The organism is Streptomyces sp. bgisy130 (assembly GCF_057708345.1).
The window spans coordinates 74,070-95,374 of sequence record NZ_JBYISA010000028.1 but is presented as its reverse complement, the minus strand read 5'-3'; the positions used below and the strand labels follow the sequence as shown (position 1 = coordinate 95,374).

Annotated in this window: 20 protein-coding genes; 12 read left to right on the top strand and 8 right to left on the bottom strand. The window is 67.3% G+C overall.

Translation table 11 applies throughout. From position 1 onward, the window contains the following. The coding region (gene gmd, locus AC3EUV_RS28765; protein WP_432147148.1) for a GDP-mannose 4,6-dehydratase at nt 1-779 on the bottom strand (779 nt) is incomplete at its 3' end. A gap of 161 nt (nt 780-940) precedes the next feature. Between gmd and AC3EUV_RS28760 the strand changes: the two genes are divergently transcribed. Then, on the top strand, nt 941-1,885 hold the full coding sequence (locus AC3EUV_RS28760; protein ID WP_435604195.1) for a GDP-L-fucose synthase family protein: 945 nt from the start codon (nt 941-943) through the stop codon (nt 1,883-1,885). 76 nt (nt 1,886-1,961) lie between these two features. On the opposite strand, the gene AC3EUV_RS28755 is transcribed toward AC3EUV_RS28760, so the two are convergent. Both AC3EUV_RS28755 and AC3EUV_RS28750 read right to left on the bottom strand, forming a co-directional pair. Next, on the bottom strand, nt 1,962-3,371 hold the full coding sequence (locus tag AC3EUV_RS28755) for a sugar transferase (protein WP_435604194.1): 1,410 nt from the start codon (nt 3,369-3,371) through the stop codon (nt 1,962-1,964). A gap of 1,355 nt (nt 3,372-4,726) precedes the next feature. Beyond that, nucleotides 4,727-5,719 carry a PI-PLC domain-containing protein gene (locus AC3EUV_RS28750; protein ID WP_432145185.1) on the bottom strand — a complete coding sequence of 331 codons (993 nt, stop codon included), beginning with the start codon at nt 5,717-5,719 and terminating at the stop codon, nt 4,727-4,729. Nucleotides 5,720-6,033: 314 nt separating this feature from the next. On the opposite strand from AC3EUV_RS28750, the gene AC3EUV_RS28745 reads away from it, so the two are divergent. After that, on the top strand, nt 6,034-6,411 hold the full coding sequence (locus tag AC3EUV_RS28745) for a hypothetical protein (RefSeq protein ID WP_432145186.1): 378 nt from the start codon (nt 6,034-6,036) through the stop codon (nt 6,409-6,411). Between the two features lie 329 nt (nt 6,412-6,740). Here AC3EUV_RS28745 and AC3EUV_RS28740 read toward each other — a convergent pair whose 3' ends face one another. The 4 genes from AC3EUV_RS28740 to AC3EUV_RS28725 form a co-directional block, all read right to left on the bottom strand. Next, nucleotides 6,741-8,210: an IPT/TIG domain-containing protein gene (locus AC3EUV_RS28740; RefSeq protein WP_435604197.1), complete on the bottom strand. Its 1,470-nt coding sequence runs from the start codon at nt 8,208-8,210 to the stop codon at nt 6,741-6,743. Between the two features lie 474 nt (nt 8,211-8,684). Next, nucleotides 8,685-9,230, bottom strand: coding sequence for a MarR family winged helix-turn-helix transcriptional regulator (locus tag AC3EUV_RS28735; protein WP_432145187.1), 546 nt, complete (start codon nt 9,228-9,230; stop codon nt 8,685-8,687). A 614-nt stretch (nt 9,231-9,844) separates the two neighbouring features. Beyond that, complete coding sequence (locus AC3EUV_RS28730) at nt 9,845-10,270, bottom strand: hypothetical protein (protein ID WP_432145188.1); 426 nt, start codon at nt 10,268-10,270, stop codon at nt 9,845-9,847. A gap of 372 nt (nt 10,271-10,642) precedes the next feature. Next, nucleotides 10,643-11,263 carry a ScbR family autoregulator-binding transcription factor gene (locus AC3EUV_RS28725; RefSeq protein ID WP_432145189.1) on the bottom strand — a complete coding sequence of 207 codons (621 nt, stop codon included), beginning with the start codon at nt 11,261-11,263 and terminating at the stop codon, nt 10,643-10,645. Between the two features lie 99 nt (nt 11,264-11,362). Here AC3EUV_RS28725 and AC3EUV_RS28720 point away from each other — a divergent pair, with 99 nt between their 5' ends. Then, nucleotides 11,363-12,283 carry a ScbA/BarX family gamma-butyrolactone biosynthesis protein gene (locus tag AC3EUV_RS28720; RefSeq protein ID WP_435604193.1) on the top strand — a complete coding sequence of 307 codons (921 nt, stop codon included), beginning with the start codon at nt 11,363-11,365 and terminating at the stop codon, nt 12,281-12,283. A gap of 222 nt (nt 12,284-12,505) precedes the next feature. Beyond that, nucleotides 12,506-13,225 (top strand): HAD family hydrolase, encoded by a 720-nt coding sequence (locus AC3EUV_RS28715; protein WP_432145191.1) that lies wholly within the window; start codon nt 12,506-12,508, stop codon nt 13,223-13,225. 176 nt (nt 13,226-13,401) lie between these two features. Here the strand turns inward: AC3EUV_RS28715 and AC3EUV_RS28710 are convergent, their stop codons facing one another. Then, complete coding sequence (locus AC3EUV_RS28710; protein ID WP_432145192.1) at nt 13,402-14,463, bottom strand: LysR family transcriptional regulator; 1,062 nt, start codon at nt 14,461-14,463, stop codon at nt 13,402-13,404. A 65-nt stretch (nt 14,464-14,528) separates the two neighbouring features. On the opposite strand from AC3EUV_RS28710, the gene AC3EUV_RS28705 reads away from it, so the two are divergent. The 8 genes from AC3EUV_RS28705 (at nt 14,529) to AC3EUV_RS28670 (ending at nt 21,289) form a co-directional block, all read left to right on the top strand. After that, nucleotides 14,529-15,491: a DMT family transporter gene (locus tag AC3EUV_RS28705; RefSeq protein ID WP_435604192.1), complete on the top strand. Its 963-nt coding sequence runs from the start codon at nt 14,529-14,531 to the stop codon at nt 15,489-15,491. A 63-nt stretch (nt 15,492-15,554) separates the two neighbouring features. Further along, the gene (locus tag AC3EUV_RS28700) at nt 15,555-15,857 is read left to right on the top strand and encodes a hypothetical protein (RefSeq protein WP_432145194.1); all 303 of its coding nucleotides are present in this window, start codon (nt 15,555-15,557) and stop codon (nt 15,855-15,857) included. Further along, nucleotides 15,757-16,434 (top strand): hypothetical protein, encoded by a 678-nt coding sequence (locus tag AC3EUV_RS28695; RefSeq protein ID WP_488187900.1) that lies wholly within the window; start codon nt 15,757-15,759, stop codon nt 16,432-16,434. Before AC3EUV_RS28700 ends, AC3EUV_RS28695 begins: the two co-directional genes overlap by 101 nt. Nucleotides 16,435-16,460: 26 nt before the next feature. After that, on the top strand, nt 16,461-16,784 hold the full coding sequence (locus AC3EUV_RS28690) for a hypothetical protein (RefSeq protein ID WP_432145196.1): 324 nt from the start codon (nt 16,461-16,463) through the stop codon (nt 16,782-16,784). A gap of 36 nt (nt 16,785-16,820) precedes the next feature. Continuing rightward, nucleotides 16,821-18,299 (top strand): pyridoxal phosphate-dependent decarboxylase family protein, encoded by a 1,479-nt coding sequence (locus tag AC3EUV_RS28685; RefSeq protein ID WP_435604191.1) that lies wholly within the window; start codon nt 16,821-16,823, stop codon nt 18,297-18,299. Continuing rightward, nucleotides 18,296-19,369, top strand: a complete 1,074-nt coding sequence (locus tag AC3EUV_RS28680) for a cupin domain-containing protein (RefSeq protein WP_435604190.1) — start codon at nt 18,296-18,298, stop codon at nt 19,367-19,369. The genes AC3EUV_RS28685 and AC3EUV_RS28680 overlap by 4 nt, the downstream gene beginning before the upstream one ends. An 87-nt stretch (nt 19,370-19,456) precedes the next feature. After that, on the top strand, nt 19,457-20,155 hold the full coding sequence (locus AC3EUV_RS28675) for a type 1 glutamine amidotransferase domain-containing protein (protein ID WP_435604189.1): 699 nt from the start codon (nt 19,457-19,459) through the stop codon (nt 20,153-20,155). Nucleotides 20,156-20,497: 342 nt separating this feature from the next. Beyond that, on the top strand, nt 20,498-21,289 hold the full coding sequence (locus AC3EUV_RS28670; protein WP_435604188.1) for a 2OG-Fe dioxygenase family protein: 792 nt from the start codon (nt 20,498-20,500) through the stop codon (nt 21,287-21,289). Nucleotides 21,290-21,305: the final 16 nt, after the last annotated feature.

The window sequence follows — 21,305 nt, the reverse complement described above, 5'->3', positions numbered from 1 at the left end:
AGGAAGTCCCGTACGGTCGCGGCCACTCCGGTCGCCACCACATAGTCGTCGGGCTCGTCCTGCTGGAGCATCAGCCACATGGCCTCGACGTACTCCGGGGCGTAGCCCCAGTCGCGGACGGCGTCGAGATTGCCGAGGTAGAGGTGCTCCTGAAGGCCCGCCTGTATGCGGGCCACCGCTCGGGTGATCTTGCGGGTCACAAAGGTCTCGCCGCGCCGCGGGCTCTCGTGGTTGAAGAGAATCCCGTTGACCCCGAACAGCCCATATGCCTCGCGGTAGTTGACCGTGGACCAGTACGCCATGAGCTTGGCGCAGCCGTACGGGCTGCGCGGGTGGAATGGTGTGCTTTCATGCTGCGGGGGCGGGGTGGAGCCGAACATTTCCGAGGACGAGGCCTGGTAGAGCCGGGTCTGGATACCGCTGGCGCGGATGGCCTCCAGCAGCCGCACGGCGCCCAGCCCGGTCACATCGCCGGTGTACAGCGGAGTGTCGAAGGAGACCCGGACATGGGACTGGGCCCCGAGGTTGTAGACCTCGTCGGGCTGCACATCGCGCAGCAGATTCACCAGCGCCACCCCGTCCGACAGATCGACGTGGTGCAGCAGCAGCCGCCGGTCGGGGGTGTGCGGGTCCTGGTAGATGTGGTCGATGCGCTCGGTGTTGAAGCTCGACGAGCGTCTCATCAGCCCGTGCACCTCATAGCCCTTGCCCAGCAGCAACTCCGCCAGATACGAGCCGTCTTGGCCGGTAACTCCAGTGATGAGGGCGGTTTTCGTCATGGCTTCCTCCCGGAAGGATGTACATCAATGTGGTGTTGCCACGTGCCGACGGTTCGAGGGGCGTGGACGCCCGCTCCGTCACCGTGCTCGAGAGCAATAAGTGGGCGCTATTTCACGAAATCGGCACGGGGTGTATCGGGTTGAATGGCACAATCCGCCCTATGGATGACTTGCTGCCCACACCCGCCCGTGTCTTCGTCGCGGGCCACCGAGGCCTGGTGGGATCCGCCGTGGCCCGGCGGCTCTCCGCGCAGGGCTATGACGTGCTGACCCGTACCCGCGCGGACCTCGACCTGCGGGACGCCGGGGCCACCGAGGCGTATCTGCGCGCGGCGCGGCCCGACGCCGTCGTCCTGGCGGCCGCCAAAGTCGGCGGAATCATGGCCAACAGCACCTACCCCGTGCAGTTCCTCGAGGACAATCTGAGCATCCAGCTCAGCGTCATCGCAGGAGCCCACCGGGCCGGGGTGCGCCGACTGCTGTTCCTCGGATCGAGCTGCATCTACCCCAAGCACGCCGCCCAGCCGATCACCGAAGACGCCCTGCTGAGCGGCCCGTTGGAGCCCACCAACGAGGCGTACGCGATAGCCAAGATCGCCGGCCTCGTCCAGATCCGCTCCTACCGCCGGCAATACGGTGCCTCCTTCATCTCCGCCATGCCGACAAACCTCTACGGCCCCGGCGACAACTTCGACCTGGAGACCTCGCACGTCCTGCCCGCACTCATCCGCCGCTTCCACGAGGCCAAGGAACAGCGGCTGCCGGAACTCACCCTCTGGGGCACCGGCACCCCACTGCGCGAATTCCTGCACGTCGACGACCTGGCCGCCGCCTGCGAGGTGCTGCTGCGCCGCTATGACGGCGACGACACGGTCAACGTCGGCTGCGGCGAGGACCTGACCATCGCCGACCTCGCCTCCTGCGTCGCCGCCGCGGTCGGATACGAGGGCCGGATCGCCTTCGACCCCTCCCGCCCCGACGGCACCCCGCGCAAGCTGCTCGACATCAGCAGGATGCGGGCCCTGGGCTGGACGCCCACCATCCCGCTCGCCGAGGGCATCGCCCGCACCTACCAGGCGTGGCGAGTGGAGCCCGCACCGGTGTGAGCGCTCCCGGCCCCTGGTGTGCGTACGGCGTCCGCCACTCGGTGAGGCGCCGACCGCACACCAGGGGCCGCTGCGTCTAGTACGCACCGCGCCCGTCCACGACGGCCCGCACGGTACGGAACAGCACACCGATGTCGCGGGCGTAGGACCAGTTGTCCACATAGCTCAGATCCAGTGCGACGGTCTCGTCCCACGAGAGATCGGACCGCCCACTGACCTGCCACAGCCCGGTCAGCCCCGGCTTGACCGACAACCGGCGGAGCTCGATCGCGTCGTACCGCTCCACCTCTTCGGGCAGCGGGGGCCGCGGGCCGACCAACGACATATGGCCGGCCAGGACGTTGAACAGCTGGGGCAGCTCGTCCAGCGAGAAGCGGCGCAGCAGTCGGCCCACCCGTGTCACCCGCGGGTCCCGCCGGATCTTGAACATCGCCCCGTCGTGCTCATTCGCCGATTCCAGCGCGGGCCGCATCAGGTCGGCGGTGACGACCATCGTGCGGAACTTCCACATCCGGAACGGCCGCAGATCCTGGCCCATCCGGATCTGCCAGTAGAACACCGGCCCGGTGGAGGAAAGCCGTATCGCCGCACCCACCGCGACGAACACCGGGGAGAGCAGTACGAGCAGCAGCAGCGCCCCCAACCGGTCCGTGGCCTGCTTCAGCAGAACCGGCAGCCCCCGTCGCGTCGCGTGGTCTATGTGCATCACCGTCAGGCCCGCCGCGTTCGCCAGCCGGACACGATGCTGTGACACATCGATCAGACCCGGGAGTACGGCCAGATCCCGGCCTCCGTCGTTCAGGGCCCAGGCGAGGCACCGCACCCGCGCCGCGGACAGCTGACGGCCCGGCGCCACGAAGACGAGTTCGGCATCGAGTTCCGCGGCGCATCTCAGCACGGTCTCCCCGTCCAACACCGCATCTGTTGCGTCGGCGTCGGGAACGAGCCGGGCAAGGACCGGCAATGCCGACTCGGTGGCTTCCGCACCGACAAGGCAGCTGCCGACGACGACGTATTCGTGATCGGTGCGCTGCGCCAGCAGCGCACACACCTTGTCGACGGCGCCCGCTTCCCCGATGATCAGTGCCCGGCGGAGCGCCTGCGCACGACGGCGGACGGCCAGCAGATAACGGTGCACGAGCTTGCGCCGGACCACAGTCAGCGCCAGGCAGGGCAGCAGCGCAAGCACACAGACTTCGAGTGAGACCTCGACCCGCCCCGCGACGAAGACGACGGACAGCACTCCCAGCATGATCAGCCAGTCCCACACGATAGGGATCGCGGCATTGTCACCGGCCAGCTCATCCCGGGTGTAACGATTCTTCAATGCACCTACGGCCAGCCATGCGGCGCCGGCCAGCACCGCGGTGAGCAGCGGCTGTGGCTGCCGTGTCACCGCACAGAGCACGCCCACCGGCATCAAGGCACCCGCGGCGTCCACGGCCAGCGCAAGCTGCAGCAGCCGCCGTTTCGTCACCTTGTGCATGTCTCTCTCATTGCGTTCCGGTGCGCGATCCGACGCGGCAGTGCCGGCAGTTGACTCGATCTGCCGCGCTCCGGCAGCTTCGAACAGCCCCATGGCCTCCACCCCCTGTCGTCCCATCACTTCAGGTGCGGCTGGAGCCCAACTGCGCACATGACCGTTTCTGTGTCGAACCTGACGCCGAGACACATTAAGCGACCTCACGCCTTTCGCCTATTTTGCCCTTCTAATGTCTCATTTAGTGAGATGTATTCGAGGTGCCCCGTAGAGGCGAGCTTGGCGCTTTTGTCATGGACAGTTCCCCTTTCGCCTCGGAGAACATGACCCCGCCGGCCACTGCGTCCGGAATGACGCAGCAGATGGCAACATCCCTCAAGTACGCGCCGAGTGGCGCGTGTTATGCCGGGGCGGGGCCGCGATGACTGCCCCACCGCAGCGATCTCAAATTCGAGAACCGAGGGGCAGGGCATCCGCCAGATTTCCTCAGGCGCACGGTTACCGGGGAAGGGGCGGCACTGATGCCCGCACGGGACCCGCGGCCAGGGGTGCTTCGCACACGAACCCCACGTTTCCAGCGGCCGGCGCACGCTGGGCGTGATGCTTATGGGAAATCCCATACTTTTTTGGCGAAACTCGCGTCCACCCATTCCCCGGGTGTTCGTCACCTCCAACGCCGCAGTCGGCTGGAGCAGCAATCCGAGACCACGCTGTCCGTACGCACGGACCGCTGGCGCAGCGCACGGTACCGCGAGGTTCTTCTTTGGCGCCGGGTATCCCAAGAATGCAATCCGGGTGGACAAGGGCATCGAACTTCCGGGCTAACAAATCCCGTTGAAAGAGAAGGCCGCGAACTTCCGGGATACCAACTGCCGTTGAAAGAGAGGGGTAGCGAACTTCCGGGCTATTAAGTCCCCGTTGAAATAGCAGGACATCGTCGTCGCCCACGGGGCACCCTCGTTGCAGCGTTTGAGCTCACGGCTCCCGGCGGCCCGTTCTTCGGGAGGACAACAACCTGGTCGAAGAAGCGCTGGGAACGCGGTCGTCACAAGTCCAGCCATCGCGCGACTGGCCGGTCCCCGTGGGTGCAGCGACGTGGGCCAACACCCGTGCGGTGGGCGGGAGAAGGCCCGGACGGGCGGCGGGACACGTCAGAGCCAGCTGTGACGGCCCATGGCCGCAGCGGGCGGCGATGAGGTCGGATAGCGGGCCGCCCGGGAAGCCTGGGCACTCCCCCGCGTCCAGCCGTGTCCAGCCGTGTCCGGGAACCGCTGCGTACGATTCGGTCCCCGGACACGGACACGGCTGGGCGGCGACGGAGCTGACACGAACCCCGGGGCCGGGCGGGGCAGCTCGGGGCGTCAGCTGCCGAAGGGGATGTCCCGAGGGGTGGCCATCCGGCGGGTGTCCGGGTGGGCCTTCACATAGTCGGTGAGGTACGAGAGCGACTCACGCACCGCGCTGTCGTCCGTGCCGCAGCCCTTCGGACCGCTGACGCCGTCCGGGTAGCACGACATGCGGTTGCCGTAGATCAGGCTGTCCACGGCGGCACTCCCGTCGACGGAGTCGAGCAGGGTGGCGGCACGCTCCCCGTCGCCCTTGCCCACCGTCCAGCCGACGGTCTGCGCGAGCTCTCCGGCGTCCCGGGCCTTCCTGGCGGCCTCCAGCTCCGTCCGGATGCTGCCGAACTTCAAGGCCATATTGAACTCGCCCTTGTCCATCACGCGCTGGTTGCCGGGGACGTTCGGCCCGTGCTTGGCGAAGCCGTCCCGGACCTGCGCGTAATCGCCGCTGTAGCTGACCGCTTCCTTGGAGTTCAGGTCAGCGAGGGCGTTCTTCCAGCCGCTGCCGCCCTCCTTGCCGTAGAAGCCGTAGAGCACCCGGATGCCCCTGCTCTCCAGCTTCTCGCGCGCCATGTCCCGCAGCCCGGCCACGGAGCATTGGCGCCACTCGGGGTCGTTGCTGTCGCACCAGTCGGGGTTCTTCATGTCCAGCCAGACGAAGGAGACCTGACGCCCGTCGTCATGCTCCTTCGCCACCTGGTCGAACATGGCCGACATGGTGTCCCCGTAGCTGGTGAGAGTGCCGTCGTGGTCGGCCCACCAGCCCTCGCGCCAGGCCGTTGCGTCCATCTCCAGCGCGTTGGCCCCGTTCGCGAGCGCCCTGGTCACCCCGCCCGTGGTCAGCACCCGGTGGGCGATGGCCCAGGTGGGGCGCTGCTCGGTGGTGCTGGGCGCGTTCCCGGAGAGCTTGTCCTCCGGGACGGCCATTGCGGCTCCGGTGCCCAGGGTGGCTGCGGAGACGACCAGAGTCAGCGGCAGCAGTATCGCGCGAAGCCGACGTGGGGCGGCCATGAGGGGGGTCCTTTCCGTTGCACGGGCTACGCGTGGTGGCAGCCCGTTGTGCCGTGCGAAGGCGGTCTGCCCTACAGACAGCCGGCGGGCCGATTGCCCGCAACTGCCAGCACTGTACGCCAAGTTACCCACGGGTAATTATTGGCTGCGGTCCGTGCACGGCCGCCCTGCCCTGCCGGTCGCCGCCGTGGTTGAGCCGACGGCACTGCCACCGGCTCACATCGGACCCCTGCCACCGTCGGGCCCTTCTGCCGCAACTCACCCTTTGCCTATGGTGTCTTGAGACCGCAGAGCGCGGTCGAAGGGAGATGCTCATGCCTACGCAGACCAGCCGCGCATCGCACCACCCCCTTCCCCGCTTCGAAGACGCAGAACCACTCGGCCCACAGGACACGGAGTTCGCCAGGGACATCCAGGCCGTACTGGAGAAGCACGGCAACCTGGACCGGTTCGGCCTGGTCCTGTTGCACGACCACTTCTCGGTGGACGGCGACGAAGTGCTCGTCGAGACGAACGACCCGCAGGCCCGCACACTCCACGTCGAGGTGGAGAAGAAGGGAGAGACCCAACACGCCCAGCCATCGCAGTGGCGGTTCGTCGCGGACTCCGAGGAGACGCCCACCGCACAGAACGACCGCACCCCCTACGAGGTGCTGATGCTGTGTCTGACACTTGCCTGCGAAGACCGCTGAGGTCGGACGCCCCCAGCTGATCGGCGACCGCGGGGACGCCGCCGCCGGGGAGGGCCTGCTCCACGGAGGCCACGGCCCCCGACGAACGGCGCGGGCGACGGGCCGTCGCCCCGGTGGGCGGGTGCTTGGGAGCACCCGCCCACCGCCAGCAGCCACCGAGCGATCACGACCGCTGGTTAGCACGCATGCCCTCAACACCAGTGGTTGGAGGCGATGTTCTTGTACCAAGGGGTGTTCCGAGAGATCGCCGATGCCATGGCCGCGCTGCACCGCGCCCATGTCGCCCGCGTAGTTCGCGGACAGGTACACAAGAACGGCGCGGGCGGGCCCTACCGTCCGGTGTAGGTGAACTCGTCGTCCGGGCTGGTGGGCGAGGTGGCCTTGCCGACCGTCACGGTGATGTTCACCGTTTGTTGGACGTCGAGCAGACCGGGCGCGGTTGCGGTGATCTGGCTGGTGGAGACGAACGTGACCGAGTCGGATGCCTTGTCCTTGAAGTGCACGGTGGCGCCCGCGGCGAAGCCCTCGCCGTTGATGGTGACCGGGGTGCCGACCTTTCCGCTGGTCGGGCTGACCGAACTGACCACTACAGGTGCGGGTCCGCCATAGGCGAACTGCGACATCGCGATGGCCGGGGAGGTGCCGAGGGTGTTGGTGACGCGGACATGGACGACGCCCGTGCCGTTGGGGACCTTGGCGGTGATCTTGAGGCCGGAGGGGTCGATCGTGGGCGGCTCGGTGCAGGCGAAGCGGCCGAAGTCGACCATGCTGTCCTTACTGAAACCCGTGCCGTAGATGGTCACCGTGTCGCCTGCTGCGCCGAAGGTGGGACTCAGGTGGGTCACCATCGGCGGTGAAGGCACGTCAGGCGCCCCCACCAGGTCCAGGTAGGTGGAGTTGGCGTGCTGGTAGGCGACCTGGCCGAGGAAGTCCTGGGTGGTCTTGTGGATCAGCTTCTCGGAAAAGCTCGTGTATCCGGTGTTCATCAGGCAGAGCGTGCCGGGCTGGACGTAGACATTGCCGTTGGTGCGCCTGGCGATCTTCCCGATGAGCAGCTTCACTTCTTCGGTCGCCTGCGGCCCCGGGCTCGGGTACCAGTCGGCGGTGGTGTCGAGATCGGCCCACGCGTGCGGTACCAGGTCGTAGGCGTTGTTCTGGCGCTCGTCGATGAGCCACGAAATGGAGTCGAAGTAGTCGACGAAGCTCTGCACGCCGGCGGTGGGAGCGGCATAGGTCATCACCGCGAACTTCGGCTGCTTCGGCCAGGTCTGTGCCTGTAGGTACGGCGCGAGCATGCTGGCGATGCAACCGCCCAGGCTGTGCCCGGTCAGATAGACGGTCGGCTGCGGCGAGGAGGGCGCCGCCTTGAGCGCGACGGAGAGCGCCTGAGCGAGCGTGACGTTCGGGGAGGGAGAGGCGATCGAGCGGGCGTTGACCACTCGTGTGAACGCGTCCTTTGCCCCCTTGGACACGTAGATGGGCTTCGGCGATCCGCTTTCGGGGAACGGGACGACCGTGCCGACTTCCATGTCCTCGAGGATGTCGGTCCAATCGGCGTCCGTTCCGCGAGCGACCACGGCGAACGCGTTCGAGCCATCGGTGCTCCGTGCGAGGTAGGCCATATTGGCGTTGGCTTCGCTCAGGGCCAGCCACACCAGTTCCCACGAGCCCTGCGTCGCAAGGGTGGGATCGCTCAGTTGCGCGTCGATGCCGGTGATGATTCGTTTGGTCTGCTGCTCCAGGGTTTCCCCGGACGGACGCGTGGTGGCCCCGGTGGCTGCAAGGGCAGCCAGGGTCATGTTCACCTGGGAGATTGTCGTATCGGGTGCCATCGTTCCTGCTCCTCGGATGTTGTGCCGGTGCGGAGGCGGGACGGCCTTTCGGCAGCATCAGGGCAGATCTGCGCCGAACCGACCGTCAGAGTGGATCGCACACCATCAGACCTCCCCTCTGTGTGGTCCGGTGCTCTTCCTGCCTTCAGCCTGACCAGGTTCACCTCGTTGGTCGTTCGCCATACGTGTCTGCGGTACGCCGAGTCCGGTGCGCAGCGTGGGCGCCGGATCTGCGGCGTCCGCGGGCAGGCCCGGGCGGCGGGCCCAGGCGACGTCCCCATTGGCACCCTCACGATGCGGTTGTCGAGCGTCACGCCGGCGAGGTTGAGCGGATCGAATGCCGTGGCCACAAGCGGGTCCCAAAGGTTGGCCGACCAAGCGATGCCCGCAACATAACTTGGTCGACCAAATGAATACCCCGGCTCGATACAGCCCTTCGGGTCAGTCGGCCGAGGAGTGATCGGCGGGCGGTGCGGCAGCCGCCGGGGAACCACCAGGTTGCGCGCCGGGCGAGGGGAACGTCAGATTCTCGGTGATGTGGCCGAGCAGGCGCATCACGATGTCGCGCTCCTCGCGGGTCAGTCCTGCGGTGGTCGCCTTCTCCAGCTCTCTCCACGCCTGCTCCACCCGCTCGCGCAGCGCCTGGCCCGCGCGGGTCGGGCGCACCACAACGGCCCGGCGGTCGGTCGCGGACTGTGCGCGGGTGACGAATCCGGACTGCTCCAGGCGCTTGAGCATCTTCGTCACCGTCGACGGGTCGAGACCGAGAGTCTTGATCAGGTCCGCCTGCCGCTGCTCCCCCTCCCGCCAAAGGCGCATCATCAGCAGCTCCTGGCCTGGGTACAGGCCGGTGTCGCGCAGCAGATTTCCGGCGGCGATGCGATGCACCCGGGCCGCGGAGAAGAGTGCCGTGCTCATCGGGGTGCCTGCCACCTCAGGTACGACTTGGTCGCTCTTCCCTGTGGCGTCAGGCGTCGGCGTGGTCATCGGGTCTCCTCAGGTGAAAGGCAGGTCGCGAGTCCGCGCGGGTCGCGAAATCCACCAGAATATTGGCCGACCCTTGAATCCGGGTGAACTTCCGACCCTGGTCGGCGGGACCTCCTCCTGGGCGTGCACAGCTCGGAGGACCGCCGGGGCGACCACCGTCGGCGCCTGCCCTTCACGCGGCCGACCGCGCGCCAATAGCCTCAAAGCCCCCTCATTTATGCAGGTCAGGACGTCATTGGTGGCCTGGATGCCCTGATCAGAGCGTCGGATGCCGGGCGCCGTGCCGCGCCTCGCGGATCCCCACACCGGCAGGACGCCGAGCCAACACGGGCGGATCACGTCCATGGTCGTGATGGCATCGACCATCTGGGCACTGTTGATGAACAGGCCGACGCGCTCGGCGGGGTCGAACTCGTCGCCAAAGGTGGCGAGAGCGGGGCTTCTTGCGGCGGCACCTGCTCCTGGCGGGCGCGTGCGGACATGCGAAAGGGGCCCGCTCCCGGCGGGCCCCTTGGGGGTCGGGTTGTCGGAGCCGCCCGAGTACGCCCAGTAGGCGGGTGATTCTCCGACTTGCTCCCCAGCTCACTTCCCCCTTGTTGTCCTGCGCTGCCTCGTCAGCAGCCCGGGAACGTCGCCGCCGGGGTTTCGAAGGTCCCTTGCCCCTGGACCTTGATCAGGCCAACGGCCTTCTTGCAGGGCCAGCTCATCTTCCAGGTGCTGGTGGCCCGGTCGCCGTCGCTGATGGTCTCCAGCCTGTCGTACGACGACGAACCGCCCATGCGGTACCCGAGTTGCGCCTTGATGTTCGAGCCACCCTTTTTGGTGTAGAAGACGTCGATGGACTGGGGCCGGCTGTTCATGGCGATGCAGAGCTGGCCTTTGCTCAACCTGGTGCACTTGACATGGTCCGAGCCTGACGCCACCTTCTGCGACGCGCGGGTGGGCGACGCCTCGGCTCCAGCCGCATGAGCCGGAACCGTGAGAAGCGAGAAGCCAACGGCCGCACACGCGGCGGCTGCCAGTGAGGCACGACGAATCATGGAAATCTCCCCGTTCAGTGGTTTCCTGACGGTACAAAGGATCAATCACTGGCACGACCCGTTTTCGGACAAGCTTCCGCCTTGTTCGAGCCGAAGGTATGCGGGGATGTCGCATTGGTTCGCGTCCCTGACGTGGCCGTGAAGCCGGAAACGAGGGATCGCGCAGCAGTTGCCCGGCCGGTCCGATGGCTGGTATATGGCCGGTGCCCTTCAAGGCTCGAAGGGCAGAGCCGTCCGGTCCGTCCAAGAAGGCGAGTTTCTCCGTTACTTCGAGGCAGCTCTCGGCCGAGCAGAACAGGACCGGGGCGACGCGATGACGCTCTGGATCGCCGCCGACCTCACCTACCAACTCACCGCATCGTCGCCCGCCGCTCAGCGCACGCGATTGAGCAGACCGGCGGGATCGGGGTCGGCCTGGAGGCCGCGGAGCAGCAGAGTCCACAGGTCGTGCAGGTGCTCCTCGATGTGCCGGCGTCCCTCCAGGGCGTCGGAGACGGTGTGCAGACCGAAGAAGGAGCAGACGATGCCGTGGGCGGTGGCGGCAGGTGGTACATCGGCAGCGAGTTCACCGTTGCGGGCGGCTTCTTCGAGTAGCTGGGTAACGGCTTCGATCCAGCCGAGGAACGGTGCGGGGAGCTGGGCGTCGATGGCTTTGCGTTCGGCCCAAAGGCGGGCTCCGGCACGGACGATGATGTCGTCGCGAAAGGCGCGTGCCACCTCGAAGCTCAGCCCGACGAGTTTCTCCAGGGCCGGCAGGCCGGGCTGCCGGTAGCGGCTGATCAAATGCGGCCAGGTGGCGAAATGCTCCTCGACGATGGCGAGGGCGAGCTTCTCCTTGCTGGCGTAGTGGAAATAGATGGCCCCGCTGGTGCGACCGGAATGCGCACTGATGTCACTGATGCTGGTACCGGCGTACCCTTTCTCGTCGAACAAGGTTGCCGCCGCTTCGAGAAGGAACCTGCGCGTCGTTTCCGCCCGGATCTGCACGTACACCTCAAACGTTGTCCTCGTTCCGCCGGAAGGCAACCTACCGCTCCCCGCGTCCCGGAATTCAAGGGTGCGCATGTTCGAATTTCGGTATTCCCTGGTCGTATGAGCACCTCAACGGTCAGGGTCGTCGGAAAGAGTGAGCCGCTCAGCTGGTCCCGTACCGTCGAGCGGGAACTGGTGCACCGGACCTCGGTGGCAGAGGTCCTCCTTACGGATGTACGGCCGGCCGACACCCCGCACGCCTTCCTGGCGGCGGCGTCATGGCCGCGCGCGCATGCGACATTCCCCCGCGACGGGTCGCAGCGGCACAGTCCGCTGATTCTGGTGGAAACACTGCGTCAGCTCGGTCTCTACATTCCCCTGCGGTTCTACGCGGTTCCGGAGGTCTTCCATGCGGTCATCACCGACCTGTACTTCCACCTCAGCCCCGCCGACGAGTTGCCGGCCTGCGCCGGAGCGACCCAAATCACCTGCTCGGCACGCGTCAGCGAGGTACGGCGGGTGCCGGACGAGTCCGCCATCGGACTGCGGCTGAATGTCACCTTCGCCGCTGGTGGGGTGAGGTTCGGCCACGGTGGCGGGGGCGTGCGATTCCTGGACGGCGCGCGCTTCACCGCGCTGCGCGCCAGGAGCGCGGTCGGTGCCGCTCCGGCGCGTCCTCCGGAGGCCGGGCAGCGCCCGCCGGCCGCACAGCTGACCGTGAATCACCCGCATGATGCGGTCCTCGCTCTCGACCAGGGCGAGCTGTTGGTCCGGCCGGCCGACCCGCTGCACCCGTTCTTCTTCGACCACCCCACCGATCACGTGCCCGGCATGGTGCTGTTGGAAGCCGCCCGCCAGGCCGTCTCGTACCGCAGCCGGGGCAGGCTGAGCCGGCCCCTGTTCGGCCGGCTGACGGCCTCCCGGTTCACCGAACTAGCCCCGCCCGCACGCGTGTTGTGCAACCGGCACGGCTCAATGTGCGCATTCCGTATCCTCCAGGGCGGCTCAGAGACGGCCCGCGGAATCTTCGGTTATACGTAGAGCACACAATATTGACATTTACGAATTGGTTGACCTTTATGCGTTGCCATCCGTAACGTAACGATCGTTATTTTCCGGCTGGAGCGGAAGAACTCCGCTCTCTGGGAGCTGCCCTGCCGGAATCCCTCGGCCCGTGCCGGACGTCCGTGAAACCGACGCTGCCCTGCCTCTTTCGCGACCGGTCACATCGGCGCCTTCGGGCCTCTCAGAACGGAATCCCGAATGACCGCAGACAGCATCCTTTCGTGGACCCCCGCGGCCGTCGTTTTCGACTGTGACGGCACACTGATGGACACCGAACGCCACTGGGTGGACGCCCGTGACATGGTGCTGCACAGCTACGGCTGCGCGCCCTCGGACGAATTCGCGGAAAAGGCGCGAGGGCTGCACTACACCGAATGCGGGCGCTTAATGGCCGATGAGGCCGGGCGACCGGAACTGACCGGGGACATGACGGAATCACTGCTCAAGCACTTCCGTGAACTCGTCGCCGCGGACCCCACCACCATGCCCGGGGCGCCGGAATTGGTGCACTCGACCGTGCAGTTCGCCCCGCTGGCCGTGGCGAGTAACTGCCCGCTCGAAGTCGTCGAGTCCTGTCTCGGAATGGCGGGACTCCGGGATTGCTTCAGCCACATCGTGGTCCCCAACGACACCACGAGACCCAAACCTCATCCGGACGTCTACCTCACCGCCGCCCAACTCTGCGGGGTGGAGCCCGCCGACACGCTGGCTGTCGAGGACTCCCACTGCGGCATCCAAGCTGCCGCAGGCGCGGGCATGCGGGTACTCGGCGTCGGTCCCCGTCCCAGCGACAGGGAGACGGCGTTGGCCGACTGGTGGGTCCACTCGCTGGCAGAGCCGGCGGTGCAGGGATGGGCCGACGCCCGCATCCCCGCCCAGGGCACCGGTCCCACTGGGCCCGGGAGCACGACGGCATGACGGCGGCCCGGCCCGCGGCACACTCCATGACGGCCCGCGGCCGACTCCATGACGGGTCGCGGGTCCGCGGGCCGGGTGGCGTTCAGGGTGACCTGCGGTGCGGGCACCACCGCCTCGTCAGGCCATGAGGTGCCCGGCGACGTCAGGCACCTGCGGGGTGGTTTCCGCTTCCGTCGTCACTCCTCAGGTGAGCGCGCCCCCGGGGCGGCGTGGGTGCCGAGCGGTGAGTGCGAGGTGCCCGCTGGTGGATCCGGCGGTGCGTCGGTGCCCGGACTCGACTCTGCCGCAAGGGCTCGTTCGTCCGGAGCGCTCTCCCGCGGCGCGTGTGGGGTCAAGCTGGGCTCGGACCGGTAGGCGACCCGGATCATCTCCGCCGTGAAGGCCCGCACACTCGGCGTTTCGGCGTCGGCGGCGGTGGCCACCACCACGCTGCGGGTCACGGTCGGCCGGCAGGGGACGAAGCGCACGCCGGGGGGCGAGGATTCCCGCACCATGCGCGGCACCAAGGTCACCGCGAGGCCCGCCGCCACCAGATGGAGTTGGGTGGAGTAGTCGGACACGCAGTAGCGCACTTCCGCCTCCGTCTCATGCGCGCGCAGCAGTTGCAGCAGCGCTTCATGGGCGTCGCTTCCCTCGGGGCAGCTGGTCCAGTACTCCCCGTGGAGATCGCTCAGCGCCACGAACTCCCGGTCGGCGAGCGGGTGCGCCTCAGGAACCGCCAACTGGGCGTCCTCGTAGATCAGCCGGGTTATCCGGATGCCCGGCGGCATGTGCGCGGGGCGATGGGTCCAGCTCTCGGTGACGACCGCGTCCAGTTGGCGGGCCTGGAGCATCGGGATCATGTCGACGGCTTCACCGTCGCGCAGCGAGGGTTCGAGGCGCGGGTGACGGGTGATCAGGCTGCTCAGCACCGGGGGGACCAGTGCGCGCAGGGCGCTGGCGACGCCGCCGATGCGCAGCGGACCGGCGACGAGACCGTGCAGATTGGCGAGGTCGCGCTCGGCGTCATCGAGCGTGGCCACCATGGTCTGTGCGGACGTCGCCAGGATGTGCCCGGCGCTGGTCAGCCGTATGCCGCGGCCGTCCCGTTCGACGAGCCGGCACTGGACCTCCTTCTCAAGTTTGCGCAGGTGCTGGGACACTGCCGGACCGGTGATGTGCAGCACGGCGGCCGCCTCTCCCACGGAGCCGAGCCGGGCGACGGCGGCAAAGACACGTAACCTCTCCCAGGTGATCATGTAAGGCAGGCTAATGGTTTCCGGTAATGAATCTTGAATAGTGTTACGGGGCTCACGCTGGGATCGTGGAGTTTGTGGATGCGACCTCAACTCCCTCCGTAACAACCGCCGATGACAACGACCGGACTCCGCGGCATAGCACCGCTGCCCCGGTCGTGTTGGTCATCAGCGGTGCCGCCTGCCTGTCGGCTTCGGCGATGTTTGTCAAGCTCGCCGACGTCACTGCGGGGACCGCGGCATTCCTTCGCTGCGCTCTCGCCCTCGCCGTACTTGTGCCGTTGCTTGTTCATGAGGTACGGCGTAAAGGGCGTCTGGCGCGGCCGCTTCAGGGATATGCGGTGGTCGCGGGCGTATTTCTGGGCGTGGACTATGTCATGTGGACCATGAGTATCCTGGACGTGGGTGCCGCGGTCGCCACGGTGCTCATCAATGTGCAAGTCATCGCATTCCCTTTGCTGGCGCGGCTGATCAACGGAACAGCGATTTCTCGTCGTTTCCTGTTCACCATTCCCGTGATGTTGGCCGGAATCGCGCTGTCCAGCGGCGCTCTGGAACACAGTGCGGTGGACGGAAACCCGGTGCGCGGTGCGGCGCTGGGTGTCGCCGCCGGCATCGCCTACGCCGCGTATCTGTACCTCAACCGGGTGTCGGGCGAGCGCAGCCCGACGCATGTGGTGGCCCCGATCTGTATTTCCACCGGTGCCGCCGCGGTGACCGCCGGCGTCATCAGCCTGTTCACCACCGGCATCAGTCTGTCGATGTCGCCGATGTCATGGGGTTGGGTGATCGCCCTCGCCCTCCTCGGGCAGGTCGTGGCCTGGCTGCTGATCAGCACCGGTTCACCCAAACTCGCGCCGAACACCTCCGCCGCGCTGCTGCTGCTCCAGCCGGTCATGGCCATCGGATTCGGCCTCGTCATCCTCAGGGAGACGCCCACCGCCGGCCAGCTCGTCGGCTGTGTGGTCGTGATCGCCGCCGTGTGGTTCTCCCACCGCAGTCCCTCCCGGAGCAGCACCAGCGGTTCGTGAAGGAAATGCCCGATACACAGCACAACTCTGACCCGAAGTAGCTGCCGACCGACGGGAAGCGTCATGAGTGAAGCGACTCTCGCAGTGGACGACTATCGCCTGATCGCCCCGATCACCCTGCCCGGTGACGGCCGGGCGCCCGGTGACGTCAAAGTGCTCAGCGATTCGGACGAATACGACGCGTATTTCCGCATTGAGCATCAGAGTGACATATCGCCGGGCACGTGGATGAAGACCGTGCTTTCCGTTGCGGAACAGGTCAGTGATGATCTTCCGGCGACGAGCCTCGAAGAGTGTGAACAGGCTCAGATTCTTGACGGTCTCGCCATCATCCTCCAGCACACGCTGCGTCAGCTGGCGAACTGAAAAGGGACCGGTTTCCCGACCGCACCGACCGCATCGACCTCACCGACCTAAGGGGGAGCACAAAGCAATGCATATCTCGGCCGAACAGCAGACGGCAGTGCGCCGGTGGAAGCTCGGGCACCATGTCTTCCATCTGCATCTCACCGTGATGAACACTTACCTCGCCTCCCTGGAGAAGTCGATCGCAGAAGCGGACTGGCGGTCGGTGAGCCCGCTGCTGACCAAGCTGAGCAGGCTCTACGGCGCCGCGACCTCCTGCATGCGCTACGCCTCGGATTTCCCGGAGACGGCCTACGAAAGCCTTATCCGGCCGTCGATGGAGCCGCCGTGGCTGAACCCCGGTTTCTCCGGAAAGTTCAACAGCGACCACGAGCGGATGCTGGACCTCATGCGCACGGTCCGGACGAGCCTGAAGCGGGCGATCCGTTCCGGGGAGGTACCGGAGGAGGTCGAGAGCGCGGCCACCCGGCTCTGGCGGGCGCAGTCCCACAACCGCGCGAACCACAAGCTCATCTGCGAGAAGTTCGTCCCGGGCGGCCAGTCGCTGCTCCAGGACTACTTCAACGCCAACGCCTGACCGACACACACGAAGAGGAGATTGTCATGGCTGTCACCGTGATCGAGACCTGGTACCTGAACGACGAGGCCGCCGGCCAGGCGACCACTGTCATGCAGCGCATGGACGACGCGCTCGGCGACAACGCCCATGCGCACCCCGGCTGGAACGGACACGCCACCTTCCTCCAGGACGACGCCGACCCGCACCTGGTGACGTGGCAGTACTCCTGGCGCAGCAAGCAGGACCACCAGGACCTGCTCGCCTCCGAAGAGCGCCTGGCGGAGCCGCTGTACCGCACGTACTGCACGCGTCCGCGGCACATCCGCTACGCCACCGAGCTGGAGGTGGAGGTCGAGCACGACCACTGATCCGTCGACTCGACCGCGTATGACCTAAGGACACACATGAGTGAGAACGTCGGGGACTGGAGCCCCGAAGAGCTGGAGAAGAACGGCCAACTCCTGTTGTCGCAACTGCGCGAGCACTTCTCGACCCTGGGGCAGCAGCCCGTGACCACCCAGCGCTCCGCACAGGAGATCCGGGCGCTGCTCGACGAACCCCTACCGGACGCCCCACAGCCGTTCACCGAGATCCTGAGCCAGACCTGGGACGACGTGCGCCCCAACCTCACCTTGTGGAACCACCCGCGGTTCCATGCGTACTTCAGCAACAGCTCCAGCGGGCCGGCCATCCTGGCCGAGATGTTCACCGCCGCGATGAACGTCAATGTGATGCTGTGGGACGCCGCTCCGGCCGCCGCAGCCGTGGAACTGACCGTCCTGGACTGGCTTGCCCAGATGGTCGGTTACACCGTGGCGCAGGACTCGGTGCTGGTCGACGGCGCGTCCCTGGGCACGCTGTACGGACTCGCCGCCGCCCGGGAGCACCTCGCCGGGCTGGACATCAGGCAGCAGGGGCTGGCCGGCCGGGATGTGCCGCGGTTGCGGATCTACACCTCCGACCAGACCCACAGCTCCATCGACAAGGCAGCCATCACCCTCGGGATCGGCCTCGACAACGTGGTGCGCATCCCCGCCGACGCCGACGGGCGGCTCGACCCGGACGCCCTGAGGGAGCGCCTGGAACAGGATGAACGGCTCGGCCACCGCGCGATGGCCGTGGTCGCCAACGTCGGCACGACCTCCGTCGGAGCGGTCGACCCGATCGAGGACATCGCGGAGGTCTGCGCCGCGCACCGCACCTGGCTGCATGTCGACGCCGCCTACGGCGGGTTCTGGCGGCTGGCCCCGCAGGTCGGCGCACAACTTCCCGACCTGTCGCGGGCGGACTCGCTGGTCGCCAATCCGCACAAGGTCCTGATGTGCCCCATGGAAGCCAGTGCCCTGTTCTGCCGGCACCGCGATGCCCTCACCAACACCTTCCGCGTCGTACCGGAATACCTGCGCACCCGTCATGAGGACGGCAGCGTCGACTTCATGAACTACTCGCTACAGCTGGGCCGGCAGTTCCGCGCGCTCAAGCTGTGGTGGCTGATCAAGTCCTTCGGCGTCTCGGGTCTCACCGACCGGCTCAGCGCCGCGGCGGCCCTCGCCGAAGGGCTGCGGGACATGGCGCGCTCCGACCCGGACTGGGTGGTGGAGAACGACACCCCCTTCCCATTGGTGTGCCTGCGCTACCAGCCTCACGACCAGGAGCCGGCCCCGCGGGACGTCGATGAACTGAACCGGCGAATACACCACGCCGTCAACGAGGCCGGGTGCTCGTTCGTCTCGCACACCGTGGTGCCGTCCGGGTACGCCATCCGCGTCTCCATCGGGAACATCCACACCACCGAAGCCGACATCCAGGCCCTGTGGGCCGAACTCACCGCTGCCGCCCGGCGCTGCGCCGCCCCGCGCACACGAGAAGGGAGCACCCGATGAAACCGGCACTCCTCGATGCGATGCCGACCCGGCAACTGGCGCCCACCGAGCCGGAGTCCTTCGCCGGCCGGCTGCGCCGCCACCACGCCGTAGGACGCTGGGGCGCCGCCAACGAGAACCAGTCCTGGACCCCCAACCCCCGCTCGGTACCCGCCCTGTGGCGCTACGCGGAGCTGCGCCCCTTCGCGGTCGAAGCGGCCGAGTTCGTCAAGGGCGAGGACGCCGCGCTCCGGGTCATCACCCACCTCAACCCCGGGCACCCCGACTACGAGGCGGCGGTGGGGCACCTGTACTCGGGGCTCCAGACGCTCAAGCCGCACGAGAGGATGACGGCCCACCGGCACGCGGCCTCCGCCATCCGCTTCGTGATCGAGGGCGAGGGCGGCTGGACGGCGGTCGACGGTGACCGGATGGCCGTCGGGCCGGGCGACGTGGTGATCACCCCGGGCCGGCTGTGGCACGAACACGGCAACGACGCCGACGACGGTCTCGTCATCTGGCAGGACTGCACCAACGATCCGCTGGTCAACACGCTCGGGGCGAACTTCTTCGAGCTGCATCCGCAGCGCAGCCACCTCGGGACGCAGGACCGCACGGACACCCTCGCGCGCTACGGCGGCCTGCTGTTGCCCGACACCCGCCGGCGCGGCGAGGCGTCCCCGCTGTTCTCCTACCCCTGGGACAAGTGCTACGAGGCGCTGGTCACGGCGGCACGCGCGGGGGCCCACTCCCCGTTCGACGGCGTCATCATGGAGTACACGAATCCGGTCACCGGCGGCCCGGTGACCCACACCCTCGGCGCGAAACTCCAGATGCTGGCGCCCGGTGAACACACCCGCAGCCACCGGCACACGGGATCGGTCGTCTATGTCGCGGCGCGCGGCAGCGGTCTGGTGACGATCGACGGCGTGGTCCATCCGTGGAGCGCCGGCGACACCTTCTGCGTGCCCTCCTGGTCGTGGCACAGCCACAGCAATCCCGGCGCCGACGAGGCGGTGCTGTTCTCGTACAACGAGTTCCCCCTGCTCGACAAGCTCGGTCTCTACACCGAAGAAGCGGACGAGCGATGAACAGCGGTCGCGCGCAGCGCACTCCACGACCGGTGAGCGTCGCCGGCGACCGCCGCACACCCACCACCATCAGGAAGGAGGACGGCCATGCCATCTGTCCTGCTGCTGTTGTCAGCTGCCACCGAGCTCCCGCTCACCGACGGAAGCCGTCACACAACGGGATTCTGGCCGGAGGAGGTCATCGAACCTGAAGCCGTGTTCGCGGCCGCCGGCATCACCACGGTCATCGCCACGCCCGAAGGCGCGCCGGCCGGCCCCGACCCCGCGGGGCTCACCCCCGAGGGGACCGGGTACTCCGCCGAGCGCTGCGCCGCGCTCCACGAAGCCGTCGAGGCGCTCCGCCCGCGCTTCACCACCCCGGTGCCGTTACGGGCCGTGAATGTCGAGATGTTCGACGCGGTGTTCATTCCCGGCGGATACGGGCCGCTGGCAGATCTTTGGGCCGATCCCGACTGCGGGCGCGTACTGAGTGCGTTCCATCAGTCCGGAAAACCCATCGCAGCGGTCTGCCACGGTCCGGCGGCATTGCTTTCGTCCTTGGACGCCACCGGCGACTGGCCTTTCAACGGTTACGAAATGACCTGCTTCACCGACGAGGAAGAAGCCGACCTCGGGCTTCTGGAGCTGATTCCCTGGACGGCTGAGGGCCGGCTGGTCAAACGTGGCGCGCGCTTTTCCGCGGGCCCGCCGTGGGGGGAACACCTCGTTCGCGACCGTGCCCTGCTCACCGGGCAGAACCCCGCTTCCGCGAAGCCGCTCGCCCATGCGCTGTGCGAAATCCTCTGAGACGACGCACGCCTGACGTCGTGTGACCGCGGCGGCCTGTGACGCCGCGGTCCACGGGGGCCACCGCCGGCCTGCCCGAGGCATCCCGGCGGACCTGCTAAAAAATTGTTTCATCAGCCACCTTGCACATCGCATCCTCATTCAATTACCGTGAGATGCAAGAGGGAAATTCAAGTGGTTTACTGAATTCCCCGGCCGCCGAAAGTTCACGGAAATCCGAGTCGAGACCTCCTCGGTTTCCAAATATCGGCAGGCACCTTCCATCTCCCCGTTAAATCCCAAACCCCGCCCGGCCTCATCCTGGCCCGGCGCGGAATTCCCATAGCGAAGACGGAGGAAATCATGACGACCGTAGCTGTCGAAGCGACAACACGTCTGATGGCCAAAGGATTTGAGCGCTACGACTGCGAAGACTTCCTGGAGGGGCTGGGCGACCGGGACGCCGACGCGCTCTTCGGCCAGCTCCGGGACGCCTTCACCGAGCTGCCCCCGGACCCGTACGCCGAGCGGGCGCACCGGTACCGCAGGTACGGACGCGCGGTGCTGGTGCCCTGGGAGCAGTCCCTCACCTGGCTGCCCACCCACCAGGACCCGGTTCTGGGCCCGGTCACGGAGTACTACCAGGGCGACCACAACCCCGAACACCCCGGCCGGCGCCGCCGCTTCCCCGCAATCTCGGCGGCGACCCGGGCCAATGCGCTGCTCCGCCAGATCATTCTCTTCGACGCCCAGGAAGCCACCCAGCTGGAGTCGCTCCGCAACGGGCTCGTGCATGTCGGCGTGCACCTCCTCAAGCTCGCCGTGGACGGCTCCGAAGAGGAGGCCGTGCCGTCCCCGAACGTCCTGCACCAGGACGGCGAACCCTTCACCTTCGCCCACCTGATCAGCCGGGACAACGTCACGGGCGGCGTCAACGTGATCGCACCCCCACGATGCGCCGGCCTGCACCCGGAGGAGGTCAGCAAGGAGCTGATCCAGGCCGAGTTCACCCTGGACCGGCCGCTGGATTCCTATGGCGTCTACGACCCCCAGGTCAGCCACTACGTCAGCCCGGTGCGCCGTGGCACCGCGGCACGCCGCGGCGAGCGCTCCGTCCTTCTTGTCGACTTCACCCCCTACGTGCCGCACATCTAGCCTCCGCGCCCCTCCC